The sequence below is a fragment of the Arthrobacter sp. CAN_C5 genome, assembly GCF_017875735.1.
GTDB lineage: Bacteria > Actinomycetota > Actinomycetes > Actinomycetales > Micrococcaceae > Arthrobacter_D.
Genome location: NZ_JAGGMZ010000001.1, coordinates 1,708,723 through 1,731,582 on the forward strand (window position 1 = coordinate 1,708,723; position 22,860 = coordinate 1,731,582).

Here is a 22,860-nt window from a genome sequence, read left to right on the forward strand (position 1 = left end):
TCTCGCGAAGAATATGTGGTCTCTACTAGCGTAACCACGCCTGCCCTGAAATATTTCCAGAGGTTCACCGCACGCCACAAATGCCCCGCGATGGGTGGTCCCGGGACACGTGCTCCGGTGGATGTGCCGTATTCTTGCCTACCGTGGCAACTATCGAACAGCTTTCCCAGCGGACCCCCAAAGTTTCGGTCGACGAACTGCTGACCGGGTTCTATCCGTCCCCCCGGTTCGGCGACGTGTCCTTTGACAGCTACCGTCCCGACCCCGACCAGCCGTCCCAGGCAGAGGCAGTCAAGGCGCTGTCCGATTTCGCGGACACGGTCAACCAGCCCGAACCGACCGGCCTGCGGAAACTATTCGGCGCAAAGAAGGCCCCCACACGAGCGGGAATTTACCTCGATGGCGGATTCGGCGTCGGTAAAACCCACCTCCTGGCGTCGCTCTGGCACGCCACCTCGGGCAAGAAGGCCTTCGGTACCTTCGTGGAGTACACCAACCTGGTGGGCGCTCTGTCCTTTCGACGCGCGGTCGACGCGCTGAGTGGGTACGCGCTGGTCTGCATCGACGAGTTCGAACTCGACGATCCGGGAGATACGGTGCTGATGTCCCGGCTGATGCGTGAGCTCGCCGACGCCGGGGTCAAGCTCGCGGCGACTTCCAACACACTGCCCGGCTCGCTGGGCGACGGACGGTTTGCGGCCGTCGACTTCCAGCGGGAAATCCAGGTGCTCGCTGACCAGTTCGACGTGCTGCGCATCGACGGTGAGGACTACCGCCACCGTGGGCTCCCCGAGGCGCCTGAGCCCTTCAGCGAATCAGGTCTCCATGACCGCGTGCGCGAGCTCAAGGACGGGCCCGATGGCATGCTGGCCGAGGACGTCTTCAGTGACCTGGTGAAACATCTCTCAGGGGTGCACCCGAGCCGGTACCGCCAGTTGATCGATGGCGTGGACTACATCGCCTGGCACAACGTGGGCACCATCTCGGAGCAGGCGGTCGCATTGCGGTTCGTGGTCCTCGCGGACCGCATCTATGACAAGGACATTCCGGTCTTTGCCAGTGGCGTCGCATTCGACCAGCTTTTCACCGAGGAAATGATGACCGGCGGCTACATGAAGAAGTACCACCGGGCCGTGTCCCGGTTGACGGCCCTGGCCCGTCAGGGCAGCGAAGCTTAGCTCCCGCCCTGGGCCGGATCGGCCAGACCCGGCCCGGACACCGGGTGAGCATGCAAAAAGCGCCGGTACTGCCTCACGGCAGGACCGGCGCTTCTTTTGTCGAGCAATAGGCCTTACACGGCCGGAGGAACTCCGGGGCCAGCTGGCCGGTCGGTGTCCCCGCGGTCGGTCTTGTCAACCATTTCGGAGGCTTTGGTCTGAACCTTGTCGATCTTGTCGGCGTACTTGCCTCCGGTCTTGCTGTCAACGAAGTTGCCAGCGTGACCGATGCCTTCCTTGATCTTTCCAGAGTTCTCGCCCACCAGCTCGGTTGCCTTTTCCTTCAGCACTCCGGCCTTGCCTTTGAGCCCGTCAAATACAGACACAGGCACCTCCTTTCGATCCGGGAACCTGATGCTCCCTCTGCGAGCCATCTTAGGGCGCTCGGTTGGCAGTTCCAAGCACGCAGCCTGTGGTTTGCCTGAGTGTCCGCCGACGGCGTATTTCCGGGCTGTATTGCCGCTGGGGCGGCGATGTGACAGCCTTGAAAAGCCAGATGGCACCCGGACGAGGTGCGCCGTACCCGGCCAGCGACAAGACGGCGTTTCAGGAGTGAGACTGTCATGGCATGGATTGTTCTAGTGGTATCCGGCGTCCTCGAAGCCGTCTGGGCCACAGCCCTTGGAAAGTCGGAGGGATTCACCCGGCTGGTTCCGTCAATCATCTTCGGTGTGGCGGTGACCCTCAGCATGGTTGGCCTGGCGTGGGCGATGCGCACCCTTCCCGTAGGGACCGCCTATGCGGTCTGGGTGGGCATTGGCGCGTCGCTGACCGTGGCGTACGCGATGATTTTCGACGGCGAATCCGCCTCGGTGATCAAGGTGCTGCTGGTACTCGGGATTGTAGCCTGCGTGATCGGGCTGAAACTGCTGCACTAACTGCAGAGGCCCTCCTGTTGGCCCGCATGCCGCTCTGGCTGGTGACTTACCTGGAATGGGGTGTTCCTATCCCGAGATCCCACTGACCGAGGCTGGTCAGTGGGATTGTCTAGACAGTCCCACTGACTGAGCTCGTTGGGTGGGCTGGAATACCGCTGGGCCCGGCACAAGTGCTCATTCACCGCGGGGAGCTGCTGAGCATGAGCGTCTATGCTCACTGCAGTTGCCGGGTTGGTGAGCACTTGTGTTGGCCCGCATCGAGCCGGCAACCGGGTGGGGGAGCCGCGAGGCGTTCCTGGTCAAAGCTCGTTAAAGAAAAATACCCCGGCCGTAGCCGGGATCATGTGTAAGACGCGGGTGGTGGAAGTGGAGCGGACGACGGGATTCGAACCCGCGACATCCACCTTGGCAAGGTGGTGCTCTAGCCAGCTGAGCTACGTCCGCGAAAAAGCGGTACCCGGTGAATTCCGAAGAACCACGGGAACCGCTCTGAGTGGGCGATACTGGGATCGAACCAGTGACCTCTTCCGTGTCAGGGAAGCGCGCTACCGCTGCGCCAATCGCCCATCGAGATGGGTGCAAGCTCCGTACTGGAGGTGGGGACGGGATTCGAACCCGCGTATACGGCTTTGCAGGCCGCTGCCTCGCCTCTCGGCCACCCCACCGTGCCTGGTAAACCAAGACCATCGAAAGGTGCTCCGATAGTTACAGTGACTTGCGAGCGGACGACGGGATTCGAACCCGCGACATCCACCTTGGCAAGGTGGTGCTCTAGCCAGCTGAGCTACGTCCGCATGTTGATTGATGATTCACAACCTCATGAAAATCCGTGGATTTGCAGGGTTATTCGTCGTTTTCCAACGAGTAAAAACTCTATAGGAGGAAATGGGGTTCGTCCAATCCGGGTCGAACGACGCCGGAATGGGGCCGACTATAGATTGTCAGTATCCGGTGTCAGACTGGATGTATGACTCAACCGCTGCTGGCTCATTCGACTGAGCACGGACGCATGTATTCCCGTTCGACCACCGACCGTCCGATCGTCCCCTCGATCACCACCGTCATCTCGCAGGCCACCGCCTCCCTCGATGGCTGGATCGGCTACATGGCTGCCAACGCCGTCGCGAACGATCCGCGGGTGCCCGCCGCGCTGGACAACCCCTCGCAGCTGCGCACCGTGGTCAAGGACGCCTCCGTGGCCGCGGAACGCTACCGTGACGAGGCCGCCGACCGGGGCACCCGGGTGCACTACTACTGCGAACAGGTTGCCCTTCGGGACCTGGAGAAGCCTCACGACGTCGACGGCGCCCGGGCAGCCCTCGCTGAGAACGACGAGGAAGCGTTCGCCGCCCGCTTCGACGAATGGTGGACCCAGTACCAGGTGCGGCCGATCGCTGCCGAACTCACCGTCTGGAACCACGAGGTCGGCTACGCCGGCACGCTCGACCTGCTCGCCGAAATCGGTGGACGGCTGTGCCTGATCGACTTCAAAACCAAAAACACCGACCGCGACGGGCAGGTGAAGCCCCTCGATGACAAGGTGGTGATGCAGCTCGTCGCCGGCATGAAGGCCCAGGAGAGCCTGGTCGACGGGGAGGCTGGCACCTGGGAGCCATGGAAGTACGACCACGAACTGATCCTGCTGGGCGTCGCAATCGGCAAGACCGAGGTGCGCGCCATGCGTGCGAACCCTGAGGTCCTCAAGGAGCACTGGTTCCGCTTCTGCGCGCTGCGCCGGTCGTGGGAAGCCGGTCTGGATGCGGCCGCCGCCGGGCGGGCGCTGCTCCCCATCGGGCCACCTCCCGTCACCGCAGGTGGCGCCGTCGCAAGCGGATCTGCCCACTGAGAACGGGCCGGCTGAGGGTGCGGCCGGGTTCGCGCCTAGAATGGCATCGCATCACAGCGCACTATTGAAGAGCAGGACCCACGATTCAGATCAGTTCACCCATCAAAACAGTGCCCCACTGACAACAGTGACCCACTGACAACAGTTGCCCATCATGCAGCACACCATCCACGACGTTAGGACCACTCACAGCATGGCCGTCTTGAGCATTCGGATCATCGGCGACCCGGTATTGAGAACCCCCGCCGCCGAGGTCACCCAGTTCGGTCCGGAGCTGGCCCGGCTGGTAGCTGACATGGTGGAAACCATGGACGACGTGCATGGAGCAGGCCTTGCGGCACCCCAGGTGGGGGTGAGCCTGAGGGTCTTTACCTTCCGGATCGGCGACGCGTCGGGCCACGTGGTGAACCCGGTACTCGAGGTGGGCACCGAACCCGAACCCGAGGAACCGGAAGGGTGCCTGTCCATCCCGGGACTCGGCTACCCCGTGCCACGCGTGAGCTGGGCCAGGGTGACCGGCCTCGACCTCAACGGTGAACCGGTCGAGTTTGAAGGAACCGGAATGCTCGCACGCTGCTTCCAGCACGAGACAGACCACCTGAACGGCTCGCTGTACATTGACCGCTTGGTGGGGGAGCACCGGAAGGACGCCATGCGCGCAATCCGGAGCTCCAGCTATTCCTCGGTGGCGGACCAGACCACCCGCGAGCGGTCGGAGAGCATCGGCTCAAGCTTCGGGCTTGGCACCGCGTCAACCGTGCAGGGCGGCCAGCCCAGCACCCACGGAACCAGACGATGAGGGTCCTCTTCGCCGGGACGCCCGGTGTGGCGGTGCCGTCCCTCGACGCACTCGTGGATGCCGGGTTCGACGTCGTCGGGGTACTGACCCGCGAGGACGCCCCGCTGGGGCGCAAACGGATCATGACACCCAGCCCCGTAGCGGCGCGGGCAGCCGAACTGGAGTTACCCGTGATCCGCGCCAACCGGATCGACGCCGCGGTCACAGAGCAGATCGCCGCCTTGAACACCGACGTGGCAGCAATCGTTGCGTACGGCGGACTGGTCCCTCAGCCGGCCCTGGACATCCCGGTTTACGGCTGGATCAACCTGCACTTTTCCCTCCTGCCCGCGTGGCGCGGAGCCGCCCCCGTCCAGCACGCCGTCATGGCCGGCGATGAGATCACCGGGGCCTCGACCTTCCGTCTCGAAGCGGGCCTCGACACGGGTCCGGTCTTCGGCACCATGACCGAAGCGGTCCGGCCCGGCGACACCAGTGGTGACCTGCTGGAGCGGTTATCCCAGGGTGGGGCCGTGCTGCTGGTCCAGACCCTCTCCGCGGTGGACGCGGGACGGGCCGAGGCAGTGCCCCAAGCGGGTCCCATCACCCTCGCGCCCAAGCTCACTATCGACGACGCGCGGGTGGACTGGGCCCAGCCTGCCCTTGCCGTCCGGCGGCGGATCAACGGTGTCACCCCCGAGCCGGGTGCCTGGACCCTCCTCGGAGACCAGCGGGTGAAGCTGGGTCCGGTGTCGTTGCTGGAACAACGCACTAATGCGGCCTCCACCGATCCGGCCTCCACTGATGCGGTCGCCGACCTGGCCGCGGGTGTGGTGTCCCTCGAAGCCGGCTCCGTAATCGTGGGCACTGGCTCGGGTGCAGTCGTCCTCGGTGAGGTTCAGCCGGCTGGGAAAAAGAAGATGCGCGCAGCCGACTGGGCGCGCGGCGCAGGACAACAAGGAGAGCTGGTTTTTTCGTGACGAGGCAGATTTCGTGACCAAGCAACAGGGACAGGGCAGCAAGGGCGGGCCGGAACGACGCCGTAATGCGGCCGGACGGGAACGCAACCGTGCCGAACCGCGCGGGTTCTCCACCGCCGCGCCCTCCGAGCGGACACGACGGGCCGACCCGGCACGGCTCGTAGCCTTCGAGGTGCTGCGCGCCGTCGAGGCCGACGACGCCTACGCGAACCTGGTGCTGCCCGTCAGCATCCGCAAGCACCGCCTCGACAAGCGCGATGCGGGCTTCGCCACTGAACTGGCCTACGGGGCGCTTCGTGGCCAGGGAACCTACGACGCTGTCCTGGCTAGGTGCGTCGACCGGCCGCTGGAAAAACTTGACCCGGCCATTCTTGATGCCCTGCGGATCGGAACCCACCAGCTCCTCGCGATGCGGGTGCCCGCTCACGCGGCCCTGGACCAGACAGTCGGCCTGGCCCGGGCCGTGATCGGCGCCGGACCCTCAGCACTCATCAATGCGGTGCTGCGGCGGGTGTCGGCCAAGTCGCTTGAGGAATGGGTCGCTGAACTGACCGCTGATCTCACGGACGCTACGAAGATCAGCTCCATCACCCACAGCCACCCGGAGTGGATTGTCCGCGCCCTCCGAGGTGCGCTGGTCGATCACGGCAGGGATGTCTCCGAAATCGAGACTCTCCTCGCCGCCAACAATGCCGCGCCGGTGGTCAACCTGCTCGCCCTCCCCGGACTGGGATCCCTTGATGAAGCGTTTGACGCCGGAGCCGTGCCGGGCGAGCTCGCCGAGGACTCGGCTCTGTTCTCGGCGGGTGATGTGGGCCGGCTCGAGAGCATCAGGGTCGGAACCACCCGGGTCCAGGACGCCGGCTCCCAGCTGGTCGCCCGGGCACTTGCCGCTGTGTCGCTCGACGGCGGCCCGACGTCGGCCGACCACGGCGCCGAGCAGTGGCTCGACCTTTGCGCCGGGCCTGGTGGCAAGGCCGCACTGCTCGGCGCCCTCGCGCAACAGGGTGGTCATACCCTGGTGGCGAACGAACCGGCCGAACACCGCGCCCAGCTGGTCCGCCAGGCCCTGCGGCCGCTCGATCCTGCCGTCTGGACCGTGCGGGTGGGGGACGGCCGAACGGTTGCCGATGACTTCCCGGACACCTTCGACCGGATTCTCGTCGATGCGCCCTGCACCGGGCTGGGGGCCCTCCGCCGGCGTCCGGAAGCCCGCTGGCGGCGGAAGCCCTCGGATATCGGCGGACTCGGGGCGTTGCAACGTGATCTGCTCGCGGCTGCCCTGACAGCAGTCCGCCCCGGCGGCGTGGTGGCCTATGTCACCTGTTCGCCACATCCCGCCGAAACCTCGGCAGTGGTGCAGGACTGCCTGCGGCGCCGCGACGACGTTGAACTGATCGACGCGGGGGAGGCCCTCGACGAGGTCAGCCTCACCGGCTCGCTGGCGGCCGGCCACGAGAAGACCGCCCAACTGTGGCCTCACGTCCACGGCACCGATGCGATGTTCCTCGCGCTGATCCGCCGTACCGCCTAGAAAGCGGACCGCCTGGAAACCGGACCGGCCAGAACCGGGTACCCCACCCGATCGGGGTAGGTTGTGGGAAGACCACCGACACATCCGCTCAAGGAGTTCCATGACCGCCTGCTGCATCAACCCGAGCATCCTGTCCGCCGACTTCGCCAACCTGCAGAGCGAGCTGGGTCGCATCGCCTCGGCGGATGCCGTTCATGTGGACGTGATGGACAACAGCTTCGTCCCCAACCTGACGCTGGGCTTGCCGGTGGTCAAGCGCATCCAGGAGGTCAGCAGCCTCCCGCTCGATGTGCACCTGATGATTGACGACGCCGACCGCTGGGCTCCCGGTTACGCCGAACTGGGTGCCGCTTCGGTTACCTTCCACGCCGAGGCCGCGGCCGCCCCGATTCGTCTCGCCCGCGAGCTCCGCAGCATCGGATCGAAAGCGGGGCTGGCGCTGCGACCGGCAACGCCGGTCGAGCCGTACCTGGACCTGCTGGGCGAAGTGGACCTGCTGCTGATCATGACTGTCGAACCGGGCTTTGGCGGGCAGTCCTTCCTGGATGTCATGCTCCCCAAAATCCGCCGGGCAGCTGAAGCAATCCGGGGCGCCAACCTTCCGGTCGCCCTCCAGGTGGATGGCGGTATCACCGAAGACACCATTCTTCGCGCGGCTGAGGCCGGGGCGACGGTTTTCGTCGCAGGGTCGGCGGTCTACGGGGCGGACAACCCGGACGACGCCGTCGGGCGGCTCCGCAGCGCGGCCCAACGCGCCTCCAACGCGCGGTAGCGCCAGGGCGCTGATGCGCGGTAGCGCGAGGGCGCTGATGCGCGGTAGCGCCAGGGTGCAGCAGCGACGCCATCACCGTCGGCAGGTTCGGGGTCAGCTTAGGGGTCGGTGATCGTGATCCTGATGGAGCGCGCATCGCCGGCTGCCTGTTTAAGGATGTCCAGGCGGGGATCGGGCACCACCAGGAACCTCAACTGCGGCACTGACTGGAACCGGCGCAACACCGGGTTGGCCAGCGTTTCGGCCGCGAGCGTGCGGTCGCCGCCGAGCTGCAGGCTACCGGGCGGGTGCTCGCCGAACAGTCGCGCGGCGTGGACTGCTGCAGCGTCGGCAAGCCCCGACGCCTGATTGGCCCGACGTCGGGCGAAACGCTGCTGCGACCAGCCGCCGGCGGCGGTACGCGACTGGACGTACTTGGTGCCGGTCTTCGAGACAAGCAATTTCCCTGCCTCGGCAACTCCCACCGCATAACCTCCCCGCCGGACCAGGAGCAGACCAATCGGGTCTTCGCTGGTCGCGGAGGGGATCAGCCCGTCCACCGACGGATCAGCGCCGGACCCGGGGGCAGGGGCCTCCCGGGGTGGGTACAGTTCGGCCACACACCCGTTCGCCCCCCACAGCAGCAGCCCTCCACGCGATCGTGCGTCGGCGTCGTGCCCGGACGTGGACTTCAACCCGCCGTTGCCGGCGGCGAACCGCTCCACCCAGCCGGGCAGCCGCTCCGGAGACACCAGTACGTGGCGGGGTGATCCCACGATTGACTCCGATCCGGCGCGACGCCGTTCTTTCCGGAAGGCCGGCTGCGGCCCGCGGTTGGCGGACGGCCGATATCTCTGCCGTCAGTGCTTCACAGTAGCCTTGGCAGTGTGAATGATCTATTCAGTGCCGCCTACGGGTCTGACGACGACGACGCACCCGCCCGGAGCGCGACCAGCGCCGAGCGTCACCGCAGCCCCCTCGCCGTGAGGATGCGTCCACGCTCCATCGACGAGGTAGTGGGCCAGCAGCACCTGCTGGGCCCCGGCTCGCCGTTGCGGACCCTGGCCGGCGACGCAGACCGTACGGGACCGGCCGGCCCGTCGTCGGTCATTCTGTGGGGACCGCCGGGCACTGGTAAAACCACCCTTGCCCACGTGATTGCGCGGGGCCGCGGCAGGACGTTCGTCGAGCTGTCGGCCATTACCGCCGGGGTGAAGGACGTGCGCCGGGTCATGGACGAGGCGCTCACCGCCCGCGACCTGCACCGCACCACCACCGTCCTGTTCCTGGACGAGATTCACCGGTTCAACAAGGCACAGCAGGACGCGTTGCTGCCCGGCGTCGAGAACCGCTGGGTGGTCCTGATCGCGGCCACGACCGAAAACCCGTCCTTCTCGGTGGTGTCCCCCCTGCTCTCCCGGTCGCTGCTCCAGACGCTCAAGCCCCTGACCGAGGCAGACATCGCCGCCCTCCTGGGACGTGCGGTCCAGGACCCGCGGGGGCTGGACGGGTCGGTCCGGGTCAGCGACGGCGCCATGGAACACCTGGTCCGGCTCGCCGCAGGCGATGCCCGCCGCGGACTGACTGCTCTGGAAGCCGCGGCGGGGGTTGCCCATTCGGCGACGGACGATCCAGGGGAACCAGTCATCGTGGAGCTGGAGCACGCGGAAAAGGCAGTCGATGTGGCAGCCCTGCGCTACGACCGTGCCGGGGACCAGCACTACGACGTGGCCAGCGCCTTCATCAAGTCGCTCAGGGGCTCGGACGTCGACGCCGCCCTCCACTACCTGGCGAAGATGCTGGAGGCGGGGGAGGACCCACGCTTCGTCGCCCGCCGGCTGATGATCTCGGCGGCCGAGGACGTCGGGATGGCGGATCCGACTGCCCTGCAAACCGCGGTGGCAGCCGCCCAGGCGGTGGCGCTGATCGGGATGCCCGAGGGCAGGATCATCCTCGCCGAAGCGGTGGTGCATATCGCGACTGCACCCAAATCCAATGCCTCCTACAACGGGATCAACGCGGCCGTGGCAGATGTCCGGGCCGGGCGGGGGCAGGGGATCCCCTCCCACCTACGGGACGCCCACTATCCGGGTGCGAAACAACTGGGGCATGGCAGCGGCTACATCTACTCCCACGACGAGCCCCACGGGATCGCCGCCCAGCAGTACGCCCCCGACGACCTGGCGGGCCACGACTACTATTTGCCGACCGACCGGGGCGCGGAACGGGACATCGGTTCCCGTCTGGCGAGACTTCGCCGCATCATCCGCGGCAAGTGATTCCCGGGGCGGCCCCAGCGATTCCACGGCGGGCCGGGCGCACTGCTAGGATTGTCGGTTGACTGGCAAGTCGCGTTCTGCGCATCCCATCATTGAAGGCTTGATTCGCTCAAGTGTGATCCGTTTCGGCGGTTCCCTTCCGTGGAGGTTGCGCAAACTGCGCACTGTAGTACCGGGAAGCGGCCACTCCCGGCTCTCCGCAAGTGGAGGCCAGCGACACTGAAAGTGCCAGCCGTCCGGCCGGGTTAGACCGACTGGACTCAGCTGAGCTGCTTTGCCGCAAAAATAAATGGAAGGTATTCGTGGCTAACAACACACGTGCCCGCCGCAAGGTCCGCATTTCGCGTGCCCTCGGCATTGCTCTGACCCCCAAGGCCGAAAAGTATCTGGAACGCCGGCCGTACGCGCCCGGCCAGCACGGACGTGCCCGTCGCAAGCAGGACAGCGACTACGCTGTACGGTTGCGCGAAAAGCAGCGTCTGCGCGCCCAGTACGGCATCCGCGAAGCCCAGATGACCCGGGTCTTCGAAGAAGCCCGCCGCACCAAGGGGCTGACCGGTGAGAACCTGATCGAACTGCTCGAAATGCGTCTCGATGCCCTGGTGCTCCGCGCCGGCTTCGCCCGCACCAGCGCGCAGGCCCGTCAGCTGGTTGTTCACCGTCACATCATGGTCGACGGTTCACGCGTTGACCGCCCGTCCTACCGCGTCGCCGAAGGACAGCTCATTCACGTACACCCACGCAGCGAGGTCCTCGACCCGCTGCAGGTTGCCGCCGCAGGCGCGCACCGCGATGTGCTGCCCGCAGTTCCCGGCTACCTGGAGGTCCAGCTGGACAAGCTTCAGGCCCGCCTGGTTCGCCGCCCCAAGCGCTCAGAGGTCCCCGTGACCTGTGAAGAGCAGCTCGTGGTGGAGTACTACGCACGCTAGTTCCTTAGCTATTTCAGCAAGGACCTACTCAAAGGCCCGCGGCACACGCCGCGGGCCTTTGAGTAGGTAAGGTACAGAAGTACGTTATTGCCGCCGAGCGACCGAAGCCCGGGCGGCCTACCTGATTGACGAAGGAGACACGATCCATGTCTGGTGGAGATATCGCCGGTCTCATCGCGGCCGGAGTGTTCGCCGTGCTGGTGGCACTGCTGGCTGTGCCGGTATGGAAACTCGGGAAAGTGTTCGATGAGCTCCGGACCACGATCCGCAGTGTGAGCAACGAAACCACACCGCTGATCGAAGAAGTGACGAGCACCGTCACCACCACCCATCAGCAGCTGAAGAACGTTGACGGAATCACGTCCAACGTCTCCGATGCGACAGCGAATCTTTCCGCCCTGTCGTCGCTTGTCGCGGCAACGCTCGGCGCTCCGCTGATCAAGGTCGCAGCCTTCTCCTACGGTGTCCGTTCTGCCCTGGCAGCGCGCGGCAAGCCCGCCCCCCGCCGCCGAAGCCGCTGAGGAAACGATGAGGAATTCAATGATCATGCGAGTCATCTGGATGGGTGCCGGCGTCGCCATTGGCGTCATCGCCGTCCGTAAACTGTCCTCGGTTGCCGATAGCTACGGGCCAGCGGGCCTGAACCGGGCCATGGGAGAAGTCTCTGACAGCGTCGCCAGCTTTGCTGATGCCCTGCGGTCGGGGATGCAGGAGCGGGAGTCCGACCTCCGCGCTGCCCTCGGAATCAATCCCGCCGACGTTGCCCCGGAACGCCCCGGCCAGTAACTGCCCCGTGCCCACCAGGTGGCACCGCCTCAGGGAACGCCGCCGGCCCCAGCTTCACCGACCGGCCAGTCTTGCCATCGGACCAGGGCCTGAGAGGTAACAAGGCGTCAGGCTCCCCGAGGAACAAGGCTCCCGGGTTCCCGGCCCCAGAAAAGACCATAAGGACTGATACTTTCCATGAAATCCCATGAGATTGCCCGCCGCTGGCTCGCGTACTTCGAAGGCAAGGGACACACGGTGGTGCCGTCGGCGTCGCTGGTGTCGACCGACCCGTCCCTGCTGTTCAACATCGCGGGAATGGTCCCCTTCATCCCGTACCTGACGGCGCGCGAAAAGGCGCCCTTCGACCGTGCAACCAGCATCCAGAAGTGCATCAGGACCGGCGACATCGAAGAGGTGGGCAAGACCGCCCGCCACGGGACGTTCTTCCAGATGTGCGGCAACTTCTCCTTCGGTGACTATTTCAAGGAAGGCGCCATCATGATGGCGTGGGAACTGTTGACCTCCCCGCTCGACGACGGCGGCTATGGCCTGGACCCGGACCGCCTCTGGGCGACCGTGTATCAGGACGACGACGAGGCACTCGCCATCTGGCGCGACCAGGTTGGCGTCCCTGCCGAACGGATCCAGAAGCTCGGCGAAGCGGAGAACTACTGGAGCACGGGCCAGCCGGGCCCCGGCGGTCCCTGCTCGGAAATCTTCTACGACCGTGGGCCCGAGTACGGCATCGCCGGCGGGCCCGCCACGGATTCACCGCGGTACATCGAAATCTGGAACCTGGTGTTCATGCAGTACCAGCTCTCCGCCGTGCGCAGCAAAGAGGACTTCGATATCGCCGGCGAGCTGCCGGCCAAGAACATCGACACGGGCCTGGGACTGGAGCGCCTCGCGCTGGTCCTCCAGGGTGTCGAGAACATGTACGAGACCGACCAGGTGCGTCCCGTCCTGGACCGGGCGGCCGAACTCTCCGGCAAGACCTACACCAGCGCTGAGTCCGACACCGACCCGCACCACACCGACGACGTCAGGATGCGGGTGGTCGCCGACCACATCCGCTCCGCCCTGATGCTCATCTCCGACGGCGTCACCCCCTCCAACGAGGGCCGCGGCTACGTGCTCCGTCGGTTGATCCGCCGCGCCGTCCGCGCGATGCGGCTGCTCGGCGTCGAACGCGCCTGCCTGCCCGAACTCCTGCCGGCCTCCCGCGACGCCATGAAGGGCACCTACCCCGAGGTCGAGAATGATTTCGAGCGGATCAGCCGGATCGCCTACGCCGAGGAGCGCGCCTTCCTCCGCACGATCGCCTCCGGAACCGCCCGGCTCGAGGGTGCAGTTGTCGAATCCAAGGCCGCTGGCCGGCCGCTGTCCGGGGAGGACGCCTTCGCCCTGCACGACACCTTCGGTTTCCCCATCGATCTGACCCTCGAAATGGCAGCAGAGGCGGGACTCGCGGTCGACGCCGACGGGTTCCGTGCCCTGATGCTCGAGCAGCGGCAGCGCGCCCAGGCGGACGCCCGTGGGAAAAAAGCCGGCCAGGCCGACCTGTCGGTCTTCACCGAGCTTCTGGCCGACGGTCAGACCGTGTTCACCGGGTACGACGAGCTCACCACCGAATCTCTGATCACCGGCATCGTCCGTGACGGCGTCACGGTGCCCGCAGCGGGTCAGGGAGCAGAGATCGACCTGATCCTGGATCAGACCCCGTTCTACGCGGAGGCTGGTGGCCAGGCCGCCGACGTCGGGCTCATCACCGGCAACGGTTTCGTGGTGGAGGTCCTCGATGTCCAGCGCCCGGTCAAGGGTCTGAGCGTCCACCGTGCGGTCGTCAGGGAGGGCGAAGTCACGGTCGGTGCCCCGGTAGTCGCGGCCGTCGACCGGCAGCGACGGCACGCGGGGGAGCAGGCCCATTCGGGCACCCACATTGTGCACGCAGCCCTGCACCAGATCCTCGGCCCGGAGGCCCTGCAGCGTGGCTCCTTCAACAAGGCGGGCTACCTACGGTTCGACTTCTCCTGGGGCGAGGGTATCAGCGCCGGCGCCAAATCGGAGATCGAAGAGGTCTCCAACATTGCGATCCGCAACAACCACACCGTCGACACCAAGTTGATGAAACTGGACGAGGCAAAAGCCCTCGGCGCGACCGCCCTCTTCGGTGAAGCCTATGGTGACACCGTCCGGGTGGTTGAGATCGACGGTGACTGGTCACGGGAACTCTGTGGTGGCACCCATGTCGGGTCCACCTCGCTGATCGGGTCGCTGACCCTGCTCGGCGAACAGTCGGTCGGATCAGGCAACCGGCGGGTCGAGGCTCTGGTCGGCATGGACGCGTTCCGCCATCTGGCCGCCGAGCGGGCCCTGGTCACCGAGCTCTCCGAGATGCTCAAAGTCCCGTCGGTTCAGCTGCCCGAACGGCTGTCCGCGACCCTGGCGAAGCTCAAGACAGCCGAGAAGGAACTTGAGCGGCTGCGCAAGGAGGCGCTGAGCGCTTCGGCGGCTGCCCTCGTCGGTAGCGCTGTCGACGTCGACGGCGTCCGCCTGCTGGTGCACGACGCCGGAACCATCGGAGGCGCCGATGATCTGCGGACCCTCGCACTCGACCTCCGGAACCGGCTCGGATCCGGTGCCGCAGTGGTCGCGACCGCCGGGGTGAGCAACGACCGCCCGCTGGTGCTGGTCGCCACCAATGAGGAGGCCCGCGCCGCGGGAGTGAAGGCTGGAGCACTGGTCCGCGTCGCCGCTGGGATTCTCGGTGGCGGAGGCGGCGGCAAGGACGATGTCGCACAGGGCGGTGGGTCCGATCCCGCCAAGGTGGAACCGGCCCTGAGCGCGATCCGTGCAGCCGTCGCGGCCCGCTGAGCCAGCAACCCAAGCGACCGGTGAGCACTGACAATGAGTGAGCACGGCACCGACGGCAACTATCCGCGGGGCGTCAAGATCGGCGTCGACGTCGGGATGGTCCGCGTGGGGGTGGCGAGCAGCGACAGCGGTTCGCTGCTCGCCACGCCGGTGCGGACCATGAAACGGGATCTGAAGAAAAAATCGGATCTCAACATACTCATTCGGGAGATCACCGAGCGGGAGGCCGTCCAGGTCTTTGTCGGGCTGCCAAGAAACCTGAGCGGCACCGAGTCGGCGTCGGCTGAGATGGCGCGCGGGTACGCCCAGGAGCTGGCCAACGCCATCGGCCGGGCCGGCCTGGCGGTCAGTGTCCGGCTGATCGATGAGCGGTTGAGCACGGTTTCGGCGCACCGGTCGCTCCGGCAAGCTGGCCTGAATACCCGCGACCACCGTAAGGTGGTAGATCAGGTGGCGGCTGTGGAAATTCTCCAGCACGCCATGGACATGCAAAGGTCACAAATGCGGGATGTGGGGGATCAGGTCGACGCACGTCGGCGGGATCATCCACAAGGGGATCCGCTGACCCCTACCAAGGAGCCAGTCATTACGGAGAACACCCGCGAAAGGAACCCGGAACTGTGAGCCACCAACACCCCCAGTTCCCGGCCGCCGACAGCGAGCCCGAGCGCCACGCCAACGACGGCGGGCATGACGAGGCATACGACCACCACGACGAGCACGACGTGCATGACGACGCATACGACCACCACGACGAGCACGTCGAACCGGTGGACCAGTTCTTCGAAGCGCCCACCGGCCACCATCGCCACCGGGCGGCCAAAGCCAAGCAGCGCCGACGTCGCCGCCGCACAGTGATCATGCTGGTGGTGGTCCTCGGCTTCATCGGCGTGGTGGTGGCAGTCTCCCTGATGCTGCGCGACCTCCTGGGGCTGGACGACATCACCGACTACGCCGGACCGGGTGAGGGCAGCGTGGTCTTCACGGTTCCCGACGGCGCAGGCCCCCTGGCCATCGGCACCGGCCTTGAGGCCCAGGACATTGTCGCGGACGGGTCGGAGTTCGTGATGGCCCTTCAGCAGGTGGCGGACGGGCGTGAGGTCCAGCCCGGCGAATACGAGCTGAGCTACCAGATGTCGTCTGAGGGCGCCGCCCTCGCCCTGCTGGACGTCGAAGCGAACCAGGTGCTCTACGCGGCCGTCGCCCAGGGCCTCCGCCAGGGTGAGACACTCGACATTCTTGCCGAATCGACCGGAGTCCCCCGGGATGCCTTCGAGGAACTGGCCGCCGACCCCACCCAGTTCGGTATCCCCGATGTTGCCCCCAGCCTCGAAGGGTATCTGGCGCCGGGAGAGTACCGGTTCGACGTCGGTGCCACCGCCGTGGAAATGATCCAGATCATGGTCGACAGCAGCTTTGCTCTGCTGGAGGACGCTGGCGTCACCGACCCGGCCGAGCAGTTCCGGATTCTCACCATCGGCAGCATCATTGAAGCCGAGGCCGGCGAAGCCGACTACGCGGCCGTGTCCGGCTCGATCGATAACCGGCTCCGGGAAGACAACACCGAAACCAACGGGCTGATCCAGTCCGATGCGACAGTCACCTACGGCCTGGACCGGCGCAGTTTCGACTTCACCGAGGACGAACGCCGGGACGATTCCAACCCCTACAACACGTTCGCCAACCCGGGGCTCCCGGTCGGGCCCATCGGATCCCCGGGTGCGGAAGCTATCGACGCTGCAGTCAACCCGGCCGACGTTCCGTTCTACTACTGGGTGACAGTCGACCTGGACACCGGGGAAACCAAATTCTCTGAAACACTGGCCGAACACGCCGTCTACGTCGCCGAGTACCAGGCCTGGTGCGCCGACAACCCCGGCAGGTGCAGCTAGGTGACCCCGACGGCGCACTCCGCCGCCGGACCAGCCAGCCTTGGGCACAGCCTGCGGGCGGCAGTGATCGGGTCACCGATCGGTCATTCCAAGTCACCAGCCCTGCACCGGGCTGCCTATCACCTGCTGGGCTTTGACTGCAGCTACGAGGCGATCGACGTGTCGCCGGAGGACCTCCCGGCCTTCGTCGAGAGCGTCCGCGCCGCCGGGAACTGGCGGGGACTATCGGTCACCATGCCCCACAAAACGGCGATGGTGCACCTGGTGGATTCCGTCACGTCTCTGGCGGGGGTGTTGGGCGTCTTGAACACGGTGACTGTTGATACCGGAGGGCCCCGGCCGGTCTTGACCGGCCACAACACGGACGTCGCCGGGATTATTGGTGCCCTCCGTCACGGCGGGGTGCTCGAAGCTCCCCGCTCCGCGGTGATCCTCGGCGGCGGCGGCACTGCGGCGGCGTCGCTGGCGGCCCTGCAGCAGCTCGGGGCCACCGGGGTCACCGTGTTCGTCAGGTCACCCGGGCTCGCCGCCCCGCTGCGCACGCTCGGCGACTCCCTGGGCGTTCCCGTGCAGCTGCGCGAATGGGACGGGGCGGCCACAGGACTCCTCGAGGCCGACGTCGTCATCTCCACCCTGCCCCCGGGGGGCGCCGACGCGCTGGCCAGCCAGCTGGGCAACTTGCGGGCACCGCGGGTGCACCCCACCCGGCCGGTCCTCCTGGACGTCGCCTACGACCCCTGGCCGAGCCCCCTCGCCGCGGCCTGGGAGGCGCGCGGCGGAACGATCGTGCCGGGACTGGAGATGCTCATCTACCAGGCCGTGGAGCAGGTCAGACTCTTCACTGGATCCAGATTTCCTGATCCAGCACGGGTCTTAAAAGCCATGTGTGACGCGGTCGGAGCGCCCGCTCGCTGAAACAGCCGCGTCACCGTGGCAGGATTGGAAGCATGTTGCGTTGGTTAACTGCCGGAGAATCCCACGGACCGGCACTGGTGGGAATTATTGAGGGAATGCCTGCAGGCGTGGAGATCACGAGCAGCGACATTCAAGCTGCGTTGGCGCGCAGGCGGCTCGGCTACGGCCGCGGCGCCCGGATGAAGTTCGAACAGGACCAGGTGAGCATCATCGGCGGTGTCCGTCATGGGCTGACCCAGGGCGGGCCGGTGGCCATTCAGGTCGGTAATACCGAATGGCCCAAGTGGGACCGGATCATGTCCGCCGACCCAGTGGACGCAGGCGAACTTGCCGAGCTGGCCCGAAACGCGCCGCTCACCCGCCCCCGCCCAGGCCACGCCGACTTTACCGGCATGCAAAAATACGGGTTCGACGAGGCACGGCCGGTGCTCGAACGGGCCAGCGCCCGGGAGACAGCGGCTCGGGTCGCGCTCGGCGAGGTGGCCTCGCGCTTCCTGTCAGCATTGGGAATCAGCCTGGTCAGCCACACCGTGGCGATCGCCTCGGTCGCCGTCCCCGAAGGGTCGAGGCTGCCCATTCCCTCCGACGTGATCGCCCTGGATCAGGATCCGCTGCGGTGCTTTGACCATGAGACGTCCCTGGCCATGGTGTCCGAGGTGGATGCCGCCCACAAGGAAGGCGAAACCTTGGGCGGGGTCGTCGAGGTGGTCGTGTATGGTCTGCCCCCGGGACTCGGCAGCTACGTCCACTGGGACCGGCGGCTCGACTCCCGGCTGGCGGCCGCACTGATGGGCATTCAGGCGATCAAGGGCGTTGAGGTCGGCGACGGATTCCTCACCGCGTCCCGACGCGGCTCACGCGCCCACGACGAAATTGTCCGCGGAGACTCCGGCATGATCGAACGCGCCAGCAACCGCGCCGGCGGCATCGAGGGCGGCATGAGCATCGGTGACACCCTGCGGGTCAGGGCAGCCATGAAACCCATCGCCACCGTGCCACGCGCGCTGCGGACCATTGACGTCAGCACCGGTGATGCCGCCCGCGCGCACCACCAGCGGTCAGACGTCTGCGCCGTGCCCGCCGCCGGCGTCGTCGCCGAAGCCATGGTGGCCCTGGTAATCGCCGAGGCCGTGACCGAGAAATTTGGCGGGGACTCGGTCGGGGAGACCGCCCGCAACCTCCAGTCGTACTTGGCGGCCATCCCCACCGCACTGAACTCGGCCGGGAACTAATGGACTCAGCAGTCCGGGGGGCGGTGGCCTTCATCGGGCTGATGGCGACCGGGAAGTCAGTGGTGGGTGCCCAGCTGGCATCCCGCCTAGGCTGGACGTTCATCGACACCGACCAGCTGATCGTCGCCCGCCACGGGCGGATCAGCAGGATCTTCAGCCAGCAGGGTGAGCAGGCCTTCCGGCGCCTCGAGGCCGAGGTGGTCGCCGAGGTCCTCACCGGGGCCTCCGCCGAAACGGTGGTCTCCCTCGGAGGTGGCGCGGTCCTCGACGGGGGCACCCGGGCGCTGCTCGCCGGCTCCCGGGTGGTCTTCCTCGACGCGGACCTGGCCACCGTACGCCGCCGGATCACCCGGGACAGGAGTCGGCCCCTCCTTGCCGGTGACCCGGTCGAGGCGTGGACCCGGATGGACCGTGAGCGTCGACCGCTGTATGAACGCCTTGCCAACATCGTGCTGGACACCCGCGGCCGCAGCATTGACCAGCTTGTCACCGAGCTCAGCACACAACTTCAGCTTCCACCCGACCGGCGTCACCACCACAAGCAGCAACACGACAAGCTTTCAAACAATGAGGGGGACAGTCATGGCGAATGAGCCGACCGTCATCAAGGTCACCGGGACCACCACCGCCGAGAACTACGACGTAGTGATCGGGCACGGACTGCTGGAGCGGCTTCCAGCAGTACTGGGAGAGCGGGTCCGCCGGGTTCTGGTTATCCATCCCCGGGCGTTGCGCAGCACCGGCGACACGGTGCGCGCGGAACTCGCGGATGCCGGGTTCACCGCCGTGACGGCCGAGATCCCCGACGCTGAAGAAGGCAAGCACATCCAGGTGGCGGCCTTCTGCTGGCAGGTGCTCGGCCAGAACGACTTCACCCGCTCCGACGCGGTGGTGGCTGTCGGCGGCGGCGCGGTCACGGATCTCGCCGGGTTTGTTGCCGCTACCTGGCTGCGCGGCGTCAAGGTGGTCCACCTGCCAACCAGCCTCCTCGGCATGGTTGACGCCGCCGTGGGCGGCAAGACCGGGATCAACACGGCCGAGGGCAAGAACCTCGTGGGGGCCTTCCACCCGCCGGCCGCGGTCCTGGCGGATCTCGACACCCTGCAGACCCTGCCGCGCAACGAACTCCTCACCGGGATGGCCGAGGTGGTGAAGTGCGGTTTCATCGCCGACCCGCGGATTCTCGAGCTGATCGAAGCCGACCCGGCGGCGGTGTCCGACGGCGGATCCGCAACGGTCCGGGAACTCATCGAACGGTCGGTCGCGGTCAAAGCCGACTTCGTCTCTGGCGACCTCAAGGACCACGGCCGTCGCGAATACCTCAACTACGGGCACACGCTCGGGCACTCCATCGAATTGGCCGAACGGTATTCCTGGCGGCACGGTGCGGCCGTCTCGGTGGGTCTGGTGTTCGCGGCTGAACTCTCCCGCATGGTCGGTCGGCTCGGCGACGAGGCAGCTGATCGTCACCGCAGCGTCCTTGAGTCACTGGAGCTTCCGGTCACCTACCGCAAGGACCGGTGGGCGGCGCTGCTCGACGGTATGCGTCGGGACAAGAAGTCTCGCGGGGACCTCCTGCGCTTCGTCGTCCTCGACGACGTCGCCCGGCCCAGCATGCTGGAGGTGCCGGACACGTCGCTCCTGTTCGCCGCGTACCAGGAGATTGCTTCCTAACCACCCGTTGCAGGGCCCGCCGCAGCCGTGGGCCGTCCCACAAGGTAGAATAGGCTCTGGACTTTTCCCACCCCACTGCATGTGGCCCCGGATACTTACTGCCCGGGGAACGATGTGTTCGAACGAAAGAGACTCTGTGGCTACCACAAACGACATCAAAAACGGCACGGTGCTGAAGCTTGAAGGCAACCTGTGGAACGTTCTCGAGTTCCAGCACGTCAAGCCCGGCAAGGGTGGCGCCTTCGTCCGCACGAAGCTGCGCAACATCCTGTCCGGCAAGGTGGTCGACAAGACCTTTAACGCCGGCCTGAAGATCGAGACCGCCACGGTGGACCGCCGGGACTACCAGTACCTGTACAAGGACGGCGAAGACTTCGTGTTCATGGACACGTCGGACTACGATCAGCTCACCGTGCCCGGCAAGACCGTCGGCCAGGCCGAAAACTTCATGCTCGAGAGCCTCATGGTCACCATCGCCATGCATGAAGGATCAGCCCTCTACGTCGAACTGCCACCCTCAGTGGTCCTCGAGGTCACCTACACGGAGCCGGGCCTGCAGGGCGACCGCTCCACCGGCGGCACCAAGCCAGCGACGGTCGAAACCGGCTACGACATCCAGGTTCCCCTGTTCCTGGAGACCGGCACCAAGGTCAAGGTCGACACCCGCACCGGCGATTACCTGGGACGCGTCAACGAGTGAGTGCCCGCAGTAAAGCCCGCCGCAGGGCACTGGACATCCTTTTCGAAGCGGAACAGCGTGCCGTTTCACCCCTCGAGGCGCTCAAGGCCCGACGGGAAAAGACCGACACCATCGTCGCTCCCTACTCGGTGGATATCATCGAGGGTGTCATGACCCAGGGCGAGCAGATCGATGAATTTCTCGGCACCTACTCGCAGGGCTGGACCCTCGACCGGATGCCAGCCGTGGATCGGATGATCCTCCGCATTGGCGCCTGGGAACTGCTCTACAACTCGGACGTGCCCGACGGCGTCGCAGTCAGCGAGGCCGTGGAACTGGCGAAAATGCTCTCCACCGATGAGTCGCCCGCCTTTATCAACGGCCTCCTTGGTCGTCTTCAGCAGTTGAAGCCGACACTGCTCGCCTAGCACTCAGGCGTTGGTGTGCCGGTGGGCCGCAGTAAACAGCTCGTTCCGTAATCGGGTGACATCCGCTAGCAATAGCTGTTCCCGGGCGATGTTCAGGTGCCGGTCGTGGCCCGCGACGATGCGCTGGCGGGTGAACGCCAGCCGGGTGGCCGAGCGGATGAACGCCTTCATGGTCTGCTGGCGGCCAAACCGCCGCGCCCAGCCGAGGGCCTGCGAACGACCCCCGGGGGTAGCCAGCATGTGCACCTCCTGGGCGGTGAACCAGCCTGCCGCCGCATACCCACCGAGCCGATCCTCGGTCAGACGTCGTTCGGCACGCCGGAGGGCCACGATACTGGCCAGGGCGGCGAGGAATAGGGGGAACTGGATCAGGAAATAGAACTCAAAGAAATCGGTGAACAGCACCAGCAGGCCACCGTTCCACAACATGTGCCCAGCGATGGCGGGAACCAGACCGACCAGGAACGCGGGGAAGATGTAGCGCCGGCCGCTGCGGGCCACCGCCAAACCCACCACGGTGCCAAGGGCGGCGGTGAACATCACGTGGGCGAACGGGGAGAACAGGCCCCGGATCACGAACACCGAGACCAGGCCGCCCAGCCCGCCGCCGTCCAACGCGGCCGCGCCAAAGTACAGAATGTTCTCGCTGAAGGCGAAGCCTGCCCCCACCATTCCTGCGTACACAATCCCGTCGACGGGTCCGTCGAAGTGGCTGCGCCTGGAGAACACCAGTACCAGCACGCCCAGCCCCTTGGCGATCTCCTCCACCAGCGGTGCCTGCAGTACCGGGCCAATCACATCCGATGGCGTAGCAGCCAGCGCCACGGACAGCAGTTCGGTCACATAACTGCCCAACACCAGGGCCGCCACCACCGAGATTCCGGCCCCCCACAGGAACGCAAACCAGAGCGCACCCCGCGGTTCGGGATCCCACCGGTCGATCCACATCAGACCCGCCACGCAGATGGACAGCGGGATCAGCGCAAGGATCCCGCACAGAATCAGTGCGACGCCGCCAAGGGTGGTACTCAGGAACCAGGCGAGGAGCACCAGGACCAGGGCGGCCACCGCCACCAGCAGGACATTCACGACGCCGGGGCCCCGACGCACCCCCTGCTTCCAGACCGGGCGTAGAGGCTGTGGGGATTCCCAGTGCGGTGGGGCGGTGATGTTCATCCTCACACAATAGATCGTCGCGGCAGGGCG

The 22,860-nt window shown here is 66.3% G+C and carries 23 protein-coding genes, 4 tRNA genes and 1 riboswitch; of the genes, 20 read left to right on the forward strand and 7 right to left on the reverse strand.

Annotated elements, in window-relative coordinates:
* Nucleotides 1-143: 143 nt before the first annotated feature.
* Complete coding sequence (gene zapE, locus H4V95_RS08075) at nucleotides 144-1,178, forward strand: cell division protein ZapE (RefSeq protein ID WP_196866203.1); 1,035 nt, start codon at nucleotides 144-146, stop codon at nucleotides 1,176-1,178.
* Nucleotides 1,179-1,291: 113 nt separating this feature from the next.
* Here zapE and H4V95_RS08080 read toward each other — a convergent pair whose 3' ends face one another.
* Nucleotides 1,292-1,543 carry an antitoxin gene (locus H4V95_RS08080; protein WP_196866202.1) on the reverse strand — a complete coding sequence of 84 codons (252 nt, stop codon included), beginning with the start codon at nucleotides 1,541-1,543 and terminating at the stop codon, nucleotides 1,292-1,294.
* A 160-nt stretch (nucleotides 1,544-1,703) separates the two neighbouring features.
* Nucleotides 1,704-1,765, forward strand: a riboswitch (guanidine-III (ykkC-III) riboswitch).
* A gap of 15 nt (nucleotides 1,766-1,780) precedes the next feature.
* Here H4V95_RS08080 and H4V95_RS08085 point away from each other — a divergent pair.
* Nucleotides 1,781-2,095, forward strand: coding sequence for a multidrug efflux SMR transporter (locus H4V95_RS08085; protein ID WP_196866201.1), 315 nt, complete (start codon nucleotides 1,781-1,783; stop codon nucleotides 2,093-2,095).
* 367 nt (nucleotides 2,096-2,462) lie between these two features.
* Here H4V95_RS08085 and H4V95_RS08090 read toward each other — a convergent pair.
* From H4V95_RS08090 to H4V95_RS08105, 4 genes are all read right to left on the reverse strand, one after another.
* Nucleotides 2,463-2,539 (reverse strand) — tRNA-Gly (locus H4V95_RS08090).
* A 50-nt stretch (nucleotides 2,540-2,589) separates the two neighbouring features.
* Nucleotides 2,590-2,661: transfer RNA gene (locus H4V95_RS08095), tRNA-Val, on the reverse strand.
* 25 nt (nucleotides 2,662-2,686) lie between these two features.
* Nucleotides 2,687-2,760, reverse strand: a tRNA-Cys gene (locus tag H4V95_RS08100).
* A 55-nt stretch (nucleotides 2,761-2,815) separates the two neighbouring features.
* Nucleotides 2,816-2,889: transfer RNA gene (locus tag H4V95_RS08105), tRNA-Gly, on the reverse strand.
* 173 nt (nucleotides 2,890-3,062) lie between these two features.
* On the opposite strand from H4V95_RS08105, the gene H4V95_RS08110 reads away from it, so the two are divergent.
* The 5 genes from H4V95_RS08110 to rpe all read left to right on the forward strand — a co-directional run bounded on the left by H4V95_RS08110 (nucleotide 3,063) and on the right by rpe (nucleotide 8,005).
* Nucleotides 3,063-3,941 (forward strand): cytochrome, encoded by an 879-nt coding sequence (locus H4V95_RS08110; RefSeq protein WP_196866200.1) that lies wholly within the window; start codon nucleotides 3,063-3,065, stop codon nucleotides 3,939-3,941.
* A gap of 193 nt (nucleotides 3,942-4,134) precedes the next feature.
* Nucleotides 4,135-4,740: a peptide deformylase gene (def, locus tag H4V95_RS08115; protein ID WP_209731314.1), complete on the forward strand. Its 606-nt coding sequence runs from the start codon at nucleotides 4,135-4,137 to the stop codon at nucleotides 4,738-4,740.
* Nucleotides 4,737-5,699 carry a methionyl-tRNA formyltransferase gene (gene fmt / locus H4V95_RS08120; protein WP_196866198.1) on the forward strand — a complete coding sequence of 321 codons (963 nt, stop codon included), beginning with the start codon at nucleotides 4,737-4,739 and terminating at the stop codon, nucleotides 5,697-5,699. The genes def and fmt overlap by 4 nt, the downstream gene beginning before the upstream one ends.
* Before the next feature lie 13 nt (nucleotides 5,700-5,712).
* On the forward strand, nucleotides 5,713-7,233 hold the full coding sequence (locus H4V95_RS08125; protein WP_196866197.1) for an RsmB/NOP family class I SAM-dependent RNA methyltransferase: 1,521 nt from the start codon (nucleotides 5,713-5,715) through the stop codon (nucleotides 7,231-7,233).
* Nucleotides 7,234-7,333: 100 nt separating this feature from the next.
* Nucleotides 7,334-8,005, forward strand: a complete 672-nt coding sequence (rpe, locus tag H4V95_RS08130) for a ribulose-phosphate 3-epimerase (RefSeq protein ID WP_196866196.1) — start codon at nucleotides 7,334-7,336, stop codon at nucleotides 8,003-8,005.
* Nucleotides 8,006-8,103: 98 nt separating this feature from the next.
* Here the strand turns inward: rpe and H4V95_RS08135 are convergent, their stop codons facing one another.
* Nucleotides 8,104-8,760 carry an acVLRF1 family peptidyl-tRNA hydrolase gene (locus H4V95_RS08135; protein WP_312883974.1) on the reverse strand — a complete coding sequence of 219 codons (657 nt, stop codon included), beginning with the start codon at nucleotides 8,758-8,760 and terminating at the stop codon, nucleotides 8,104-8,106.
* Between the two features lie 111 nt (nucleotides 8,761-8,871).
* Between H4V95_RS08135 and H4V95_RS08140 the strand changes: the two genes are divergently transcribed.
* From H4V95_RS08140 to nusB, 13 genes are all read left to right on the forward strand, one after another.
* Nucleotides 8,872-10,263, forward strand: coding sequence for a replication-associated recombination protein A (locus H4V95_RS08140; protein WP_196866195.1), 1,392 nt, complete (start codon nucleotides 8,872-8,874; stop codon nucleotides 10,261-10,263).
* Nucleotides 10,264-10,565: 302 nt separating this feature from the next.
* Nucleotides 10,566-11,192, forward strand: a complete 627-nt coding sequence (rpsD, locus tag H4V95_RS08145) for a 30S ribosomal protein S4 (protein ID WP_019482828.1) — start codon at nucleotides 10,566-10,568, stop codon at nucleotides 11,190-11,192.
* A 146-nt stretch (nucleotides 11,193-11,338) separates the two neighbouring features.
* A complete protein-coding gene (locus H4V95_RS08150) occupies nucleotides 11,339-11,713 on the forward strand; it encodes a DUF948 domain-containing protein (protein ID WP_196866194.1) in 375 nt (124 codons plus the stop codon).
* A 19-nt stretch (nucleotides 11,714-11,732) separates the two neighbouring features.
* Nucleotides 11,733-11,978: a DUF6167 family protein gene (locus H4V95_RS08155; RefSeq protein WP_171587115.1), complete on the forward strand. Its 246-nt coding sequence runs from the start codon at nucleotides 11,733-11,735 to the stop codon at nucleotides 11,976-11,978.
* Nucleotides 11,979-12,155: 177 nt separating this feature from the next.
* Nucleotides 12,156-14,834: an alanine--tRNA ligase gene (alaS, locus tag H4V95_RS08160; protein WP_196866193.1), complete on the forward strand. Its 2,679-nt coding sequence runs from the start codon at nucleotides 12,156-12,158 to the stop codon at nucleotides 14,832-14,834.
* Nucleotides 14,835-14,867: 33 nt separating this feature from the next.
* A complete protein-coding gene (gene ruvX / locus H4V95_RS08165) occupies nucleotides 14,868-15,458 on the forward strand; it encodes a Holliday junction resolvase RuvX (RefSeq protein ID WP_245345623.1) in 591 nt (196 codons plus the stop codon).
* Nucleotides 15,455-16,726, forward strand: a complete 1,272-nt coding sequence (gene mltG, locus H4V95_RS08170; RefSeq protein WP_209729801.1) for an endolytic transglycosylase MltG — start codon at nucleotides 15,455-15,457, stop codon at nucleotides 16,724-16,726. Before ruvX ends, mltG begins: the two co-directional genes overlap by 4 nt.
* The gene (locus H4V95_RS08175) at nucleotides 16,727-17,641 is read left to right on the forward strand and encodes a shikimate dehydrogenase (protein ID WP_209729803.1); all 915 of its coding nucleotides are present in this window, start codon (nucleotides 16,727-16,729) and stop codon (nucleotides 17,639-17,641) included.
* A gap of 32 nt (nucleotides 17,642-17,673) precedes the next feature.
* Nucleotides 17,674-18,873 carry a chorismate synthase gene (gene aroC, locus H4V95_RS08180; RefSeq protein ID WP_209729805.1) on the forward strand — a complete coding sequence of 400 codons (1,200 nt, stop codon included), beginning with the start codon at nucleotides 17,674-17,676 and terminating at the stop codon, nucleotides 18,871-18,873.
* Nucleotides 18,873-19,466 carry a shikimate kinase gene (locus tag H4V95_RS08185; protein WP_209729807.1) on the forward strand — a complete coding sequence of 198 codons (594 nt, stop codon included), beginning with the start codon at nucleotides 18,873-18,875 and terminating at the stop codon, nucleotides 19,464-19,466. The genes aroC and H4V95_RS08185 overlap by 1 nt, the downstream gene beginning before the upstream one ends.
* Nucleotides 19,456-20,547: a 3-dehydroquinate synthase gene (aroB, locus tag H4V95_RS08190; RefSeq protein ID WP_209729809.1), complete on the forward strand. Its 1,092-nt coding sequence runs from the start codon at nucleotides 19,456-19,458 to the stop codon at nucleotides 20,545-20,547. Before H4V95_RS08185 ends, aroB begins: the two co-directional genes overlap by 11 nt.
* A gap of 136 nt (nucleotides 20,548-20,683) precedes the next feature.
* Nucleotides 20,684-21,247: an elongation factor P gene (gene efp / locus H4V95_RS08195; RefSeq protein WP_019482818.1), complete on the forward strand. Its 564-nt coding sequence runs from the start codon at nucleotides 20,684-20,686 to the stop codon at nucleotides 21,245-21,247.
* On the forward strand, nucleotides 21,244-21,654 hold the full coding sequence (nusB, locus tag H4V95_RS08200) for a transcription antitermination factor NusB (protein ID WP_171587123.1): 411 nt from the start codon (nucleotides 21,244-21,246) through the stop codon (nucleotides 21,652-21,654). The genes efp and nusB overlap by 4 nt, the downstream gene beginning before the upstream one ends.
* A 3-nt stretch (nucleotides 21,655-21,657) precedes the next feature.
* On the opposite strand, the gene H4V95_RS08205 is transcribed toward nusB, so the two are convergent.
* Nucleotides 21,658-22,830 carry a PrsW family intramembrane metalloprotease gene (locus H4V95_RS08205; RefSeq protein ID WP_196866187.1) on the reverse strand — a complete coding sequence of 391 codons (1,173 nt, stop codon included), beginning with the start codon at nucleotides 22,828-22,830 and terminating at the stop codon, nucleotides 21,658-21,660.
* Nucleotides 22,831-22,860: the final 30 nt, after the last annotated feature.

What these genes read in the sequence shown, in the direction of transcription:
- H4V95_RS08085 (WP_196866201.1), top strand. Translation starts at nt 1,781, where the DNA reads ATGGCATGGATTGTTCTAGTGGTATCCGGCGTCCTCGAAGCCGTCTGG.
- H4V95_RS08110 (WP_196866200.1), top strand. Translation starts at nt 3,063, where the DNA reads ATGACTCAACCGCTGCTGGCTCATTCGACTGAGCACGGACGCATGTAT.
- def (WP_209731314.1), top strand. Translation starts at nt 4,135, where the DNA reads ATGGCCGTCTTGAGCATTCGGATCATCGGCGACCCGGTATTGAGAACC.
- fmt (WP_196866198.1), top strand. Translation starts at nt 4,737, where the DNA reads ATGAGGGTCCTCTTCGCCGGGACGCCCGGTGTGGCGGTGCCGTCCCTC.
- rpe (WP_196866196.1), top strand. Translation starts at nt 7,334, where the DNA reads ATGACCGCCTGCTGCATCAACCCGAGCATCCTGTCCGCCGACTTCGCC.
- H4V95_RS08150 (WP_196866194.1), top strand. Translation starts at nt 11,339, where the DNA reads ATGTCTGGTGGAGATATCGCCGGTCTCATCGCGGCCGGAGTGTTCGCC.
- H4V95_RS08155 (WP_171587115.1), top strand. Translation starts at nt 11,733, where the DNA reads ATGATCATGCGAGTCATCTGGATGGGTGCCGGCGTCGCCATTGGCGTC.
- alaS (WP_196866193.1), top strand. Translation starts at nt 12,156, where the DNA reads ATGAAATCCCATGAGATTGCCCGCCGCTGGCTCGCGTACTTCGAAGGC.
- ruvX (WP_245345623.1), top strand. Translation starts at nt 14,868, where the DNA reads ATGAGTGAGCACGGCACCGACGGCAACTATCCGCGGGGCGTCAAGATC.
- aroC (WP_209729805.1), top strand. Translation starts at nt 17,674, where the DNA reads ATGTTGCGTTGGTTAACTGCCGGAGAATCCCACGGACCGGCACTGGTG.
- H4V95_RS08185 (WP_209729807.1), top strand. Translation starts at nt 18,873, where the DNA reads ATGGACTCAGCAGTCCGGGGGGCGGTGGCCTTCATCGGGCTGATGGCG.
- aroB (WP_209729809.1), top strand. Translation starts at nt 19,456, where the DNA reads ATGGCGAATGAGCCGACCGTCATCAAGGTCACCGGGACCACCACCGCC.
- H4V95_RS08205 (WP_196866187.1), bottom strand. Translation starts at nt 22,830, where the DNA reads ATGAACATCACCGCCCCACCGCACTGGGAATCCCCACAGCCTCTACGC.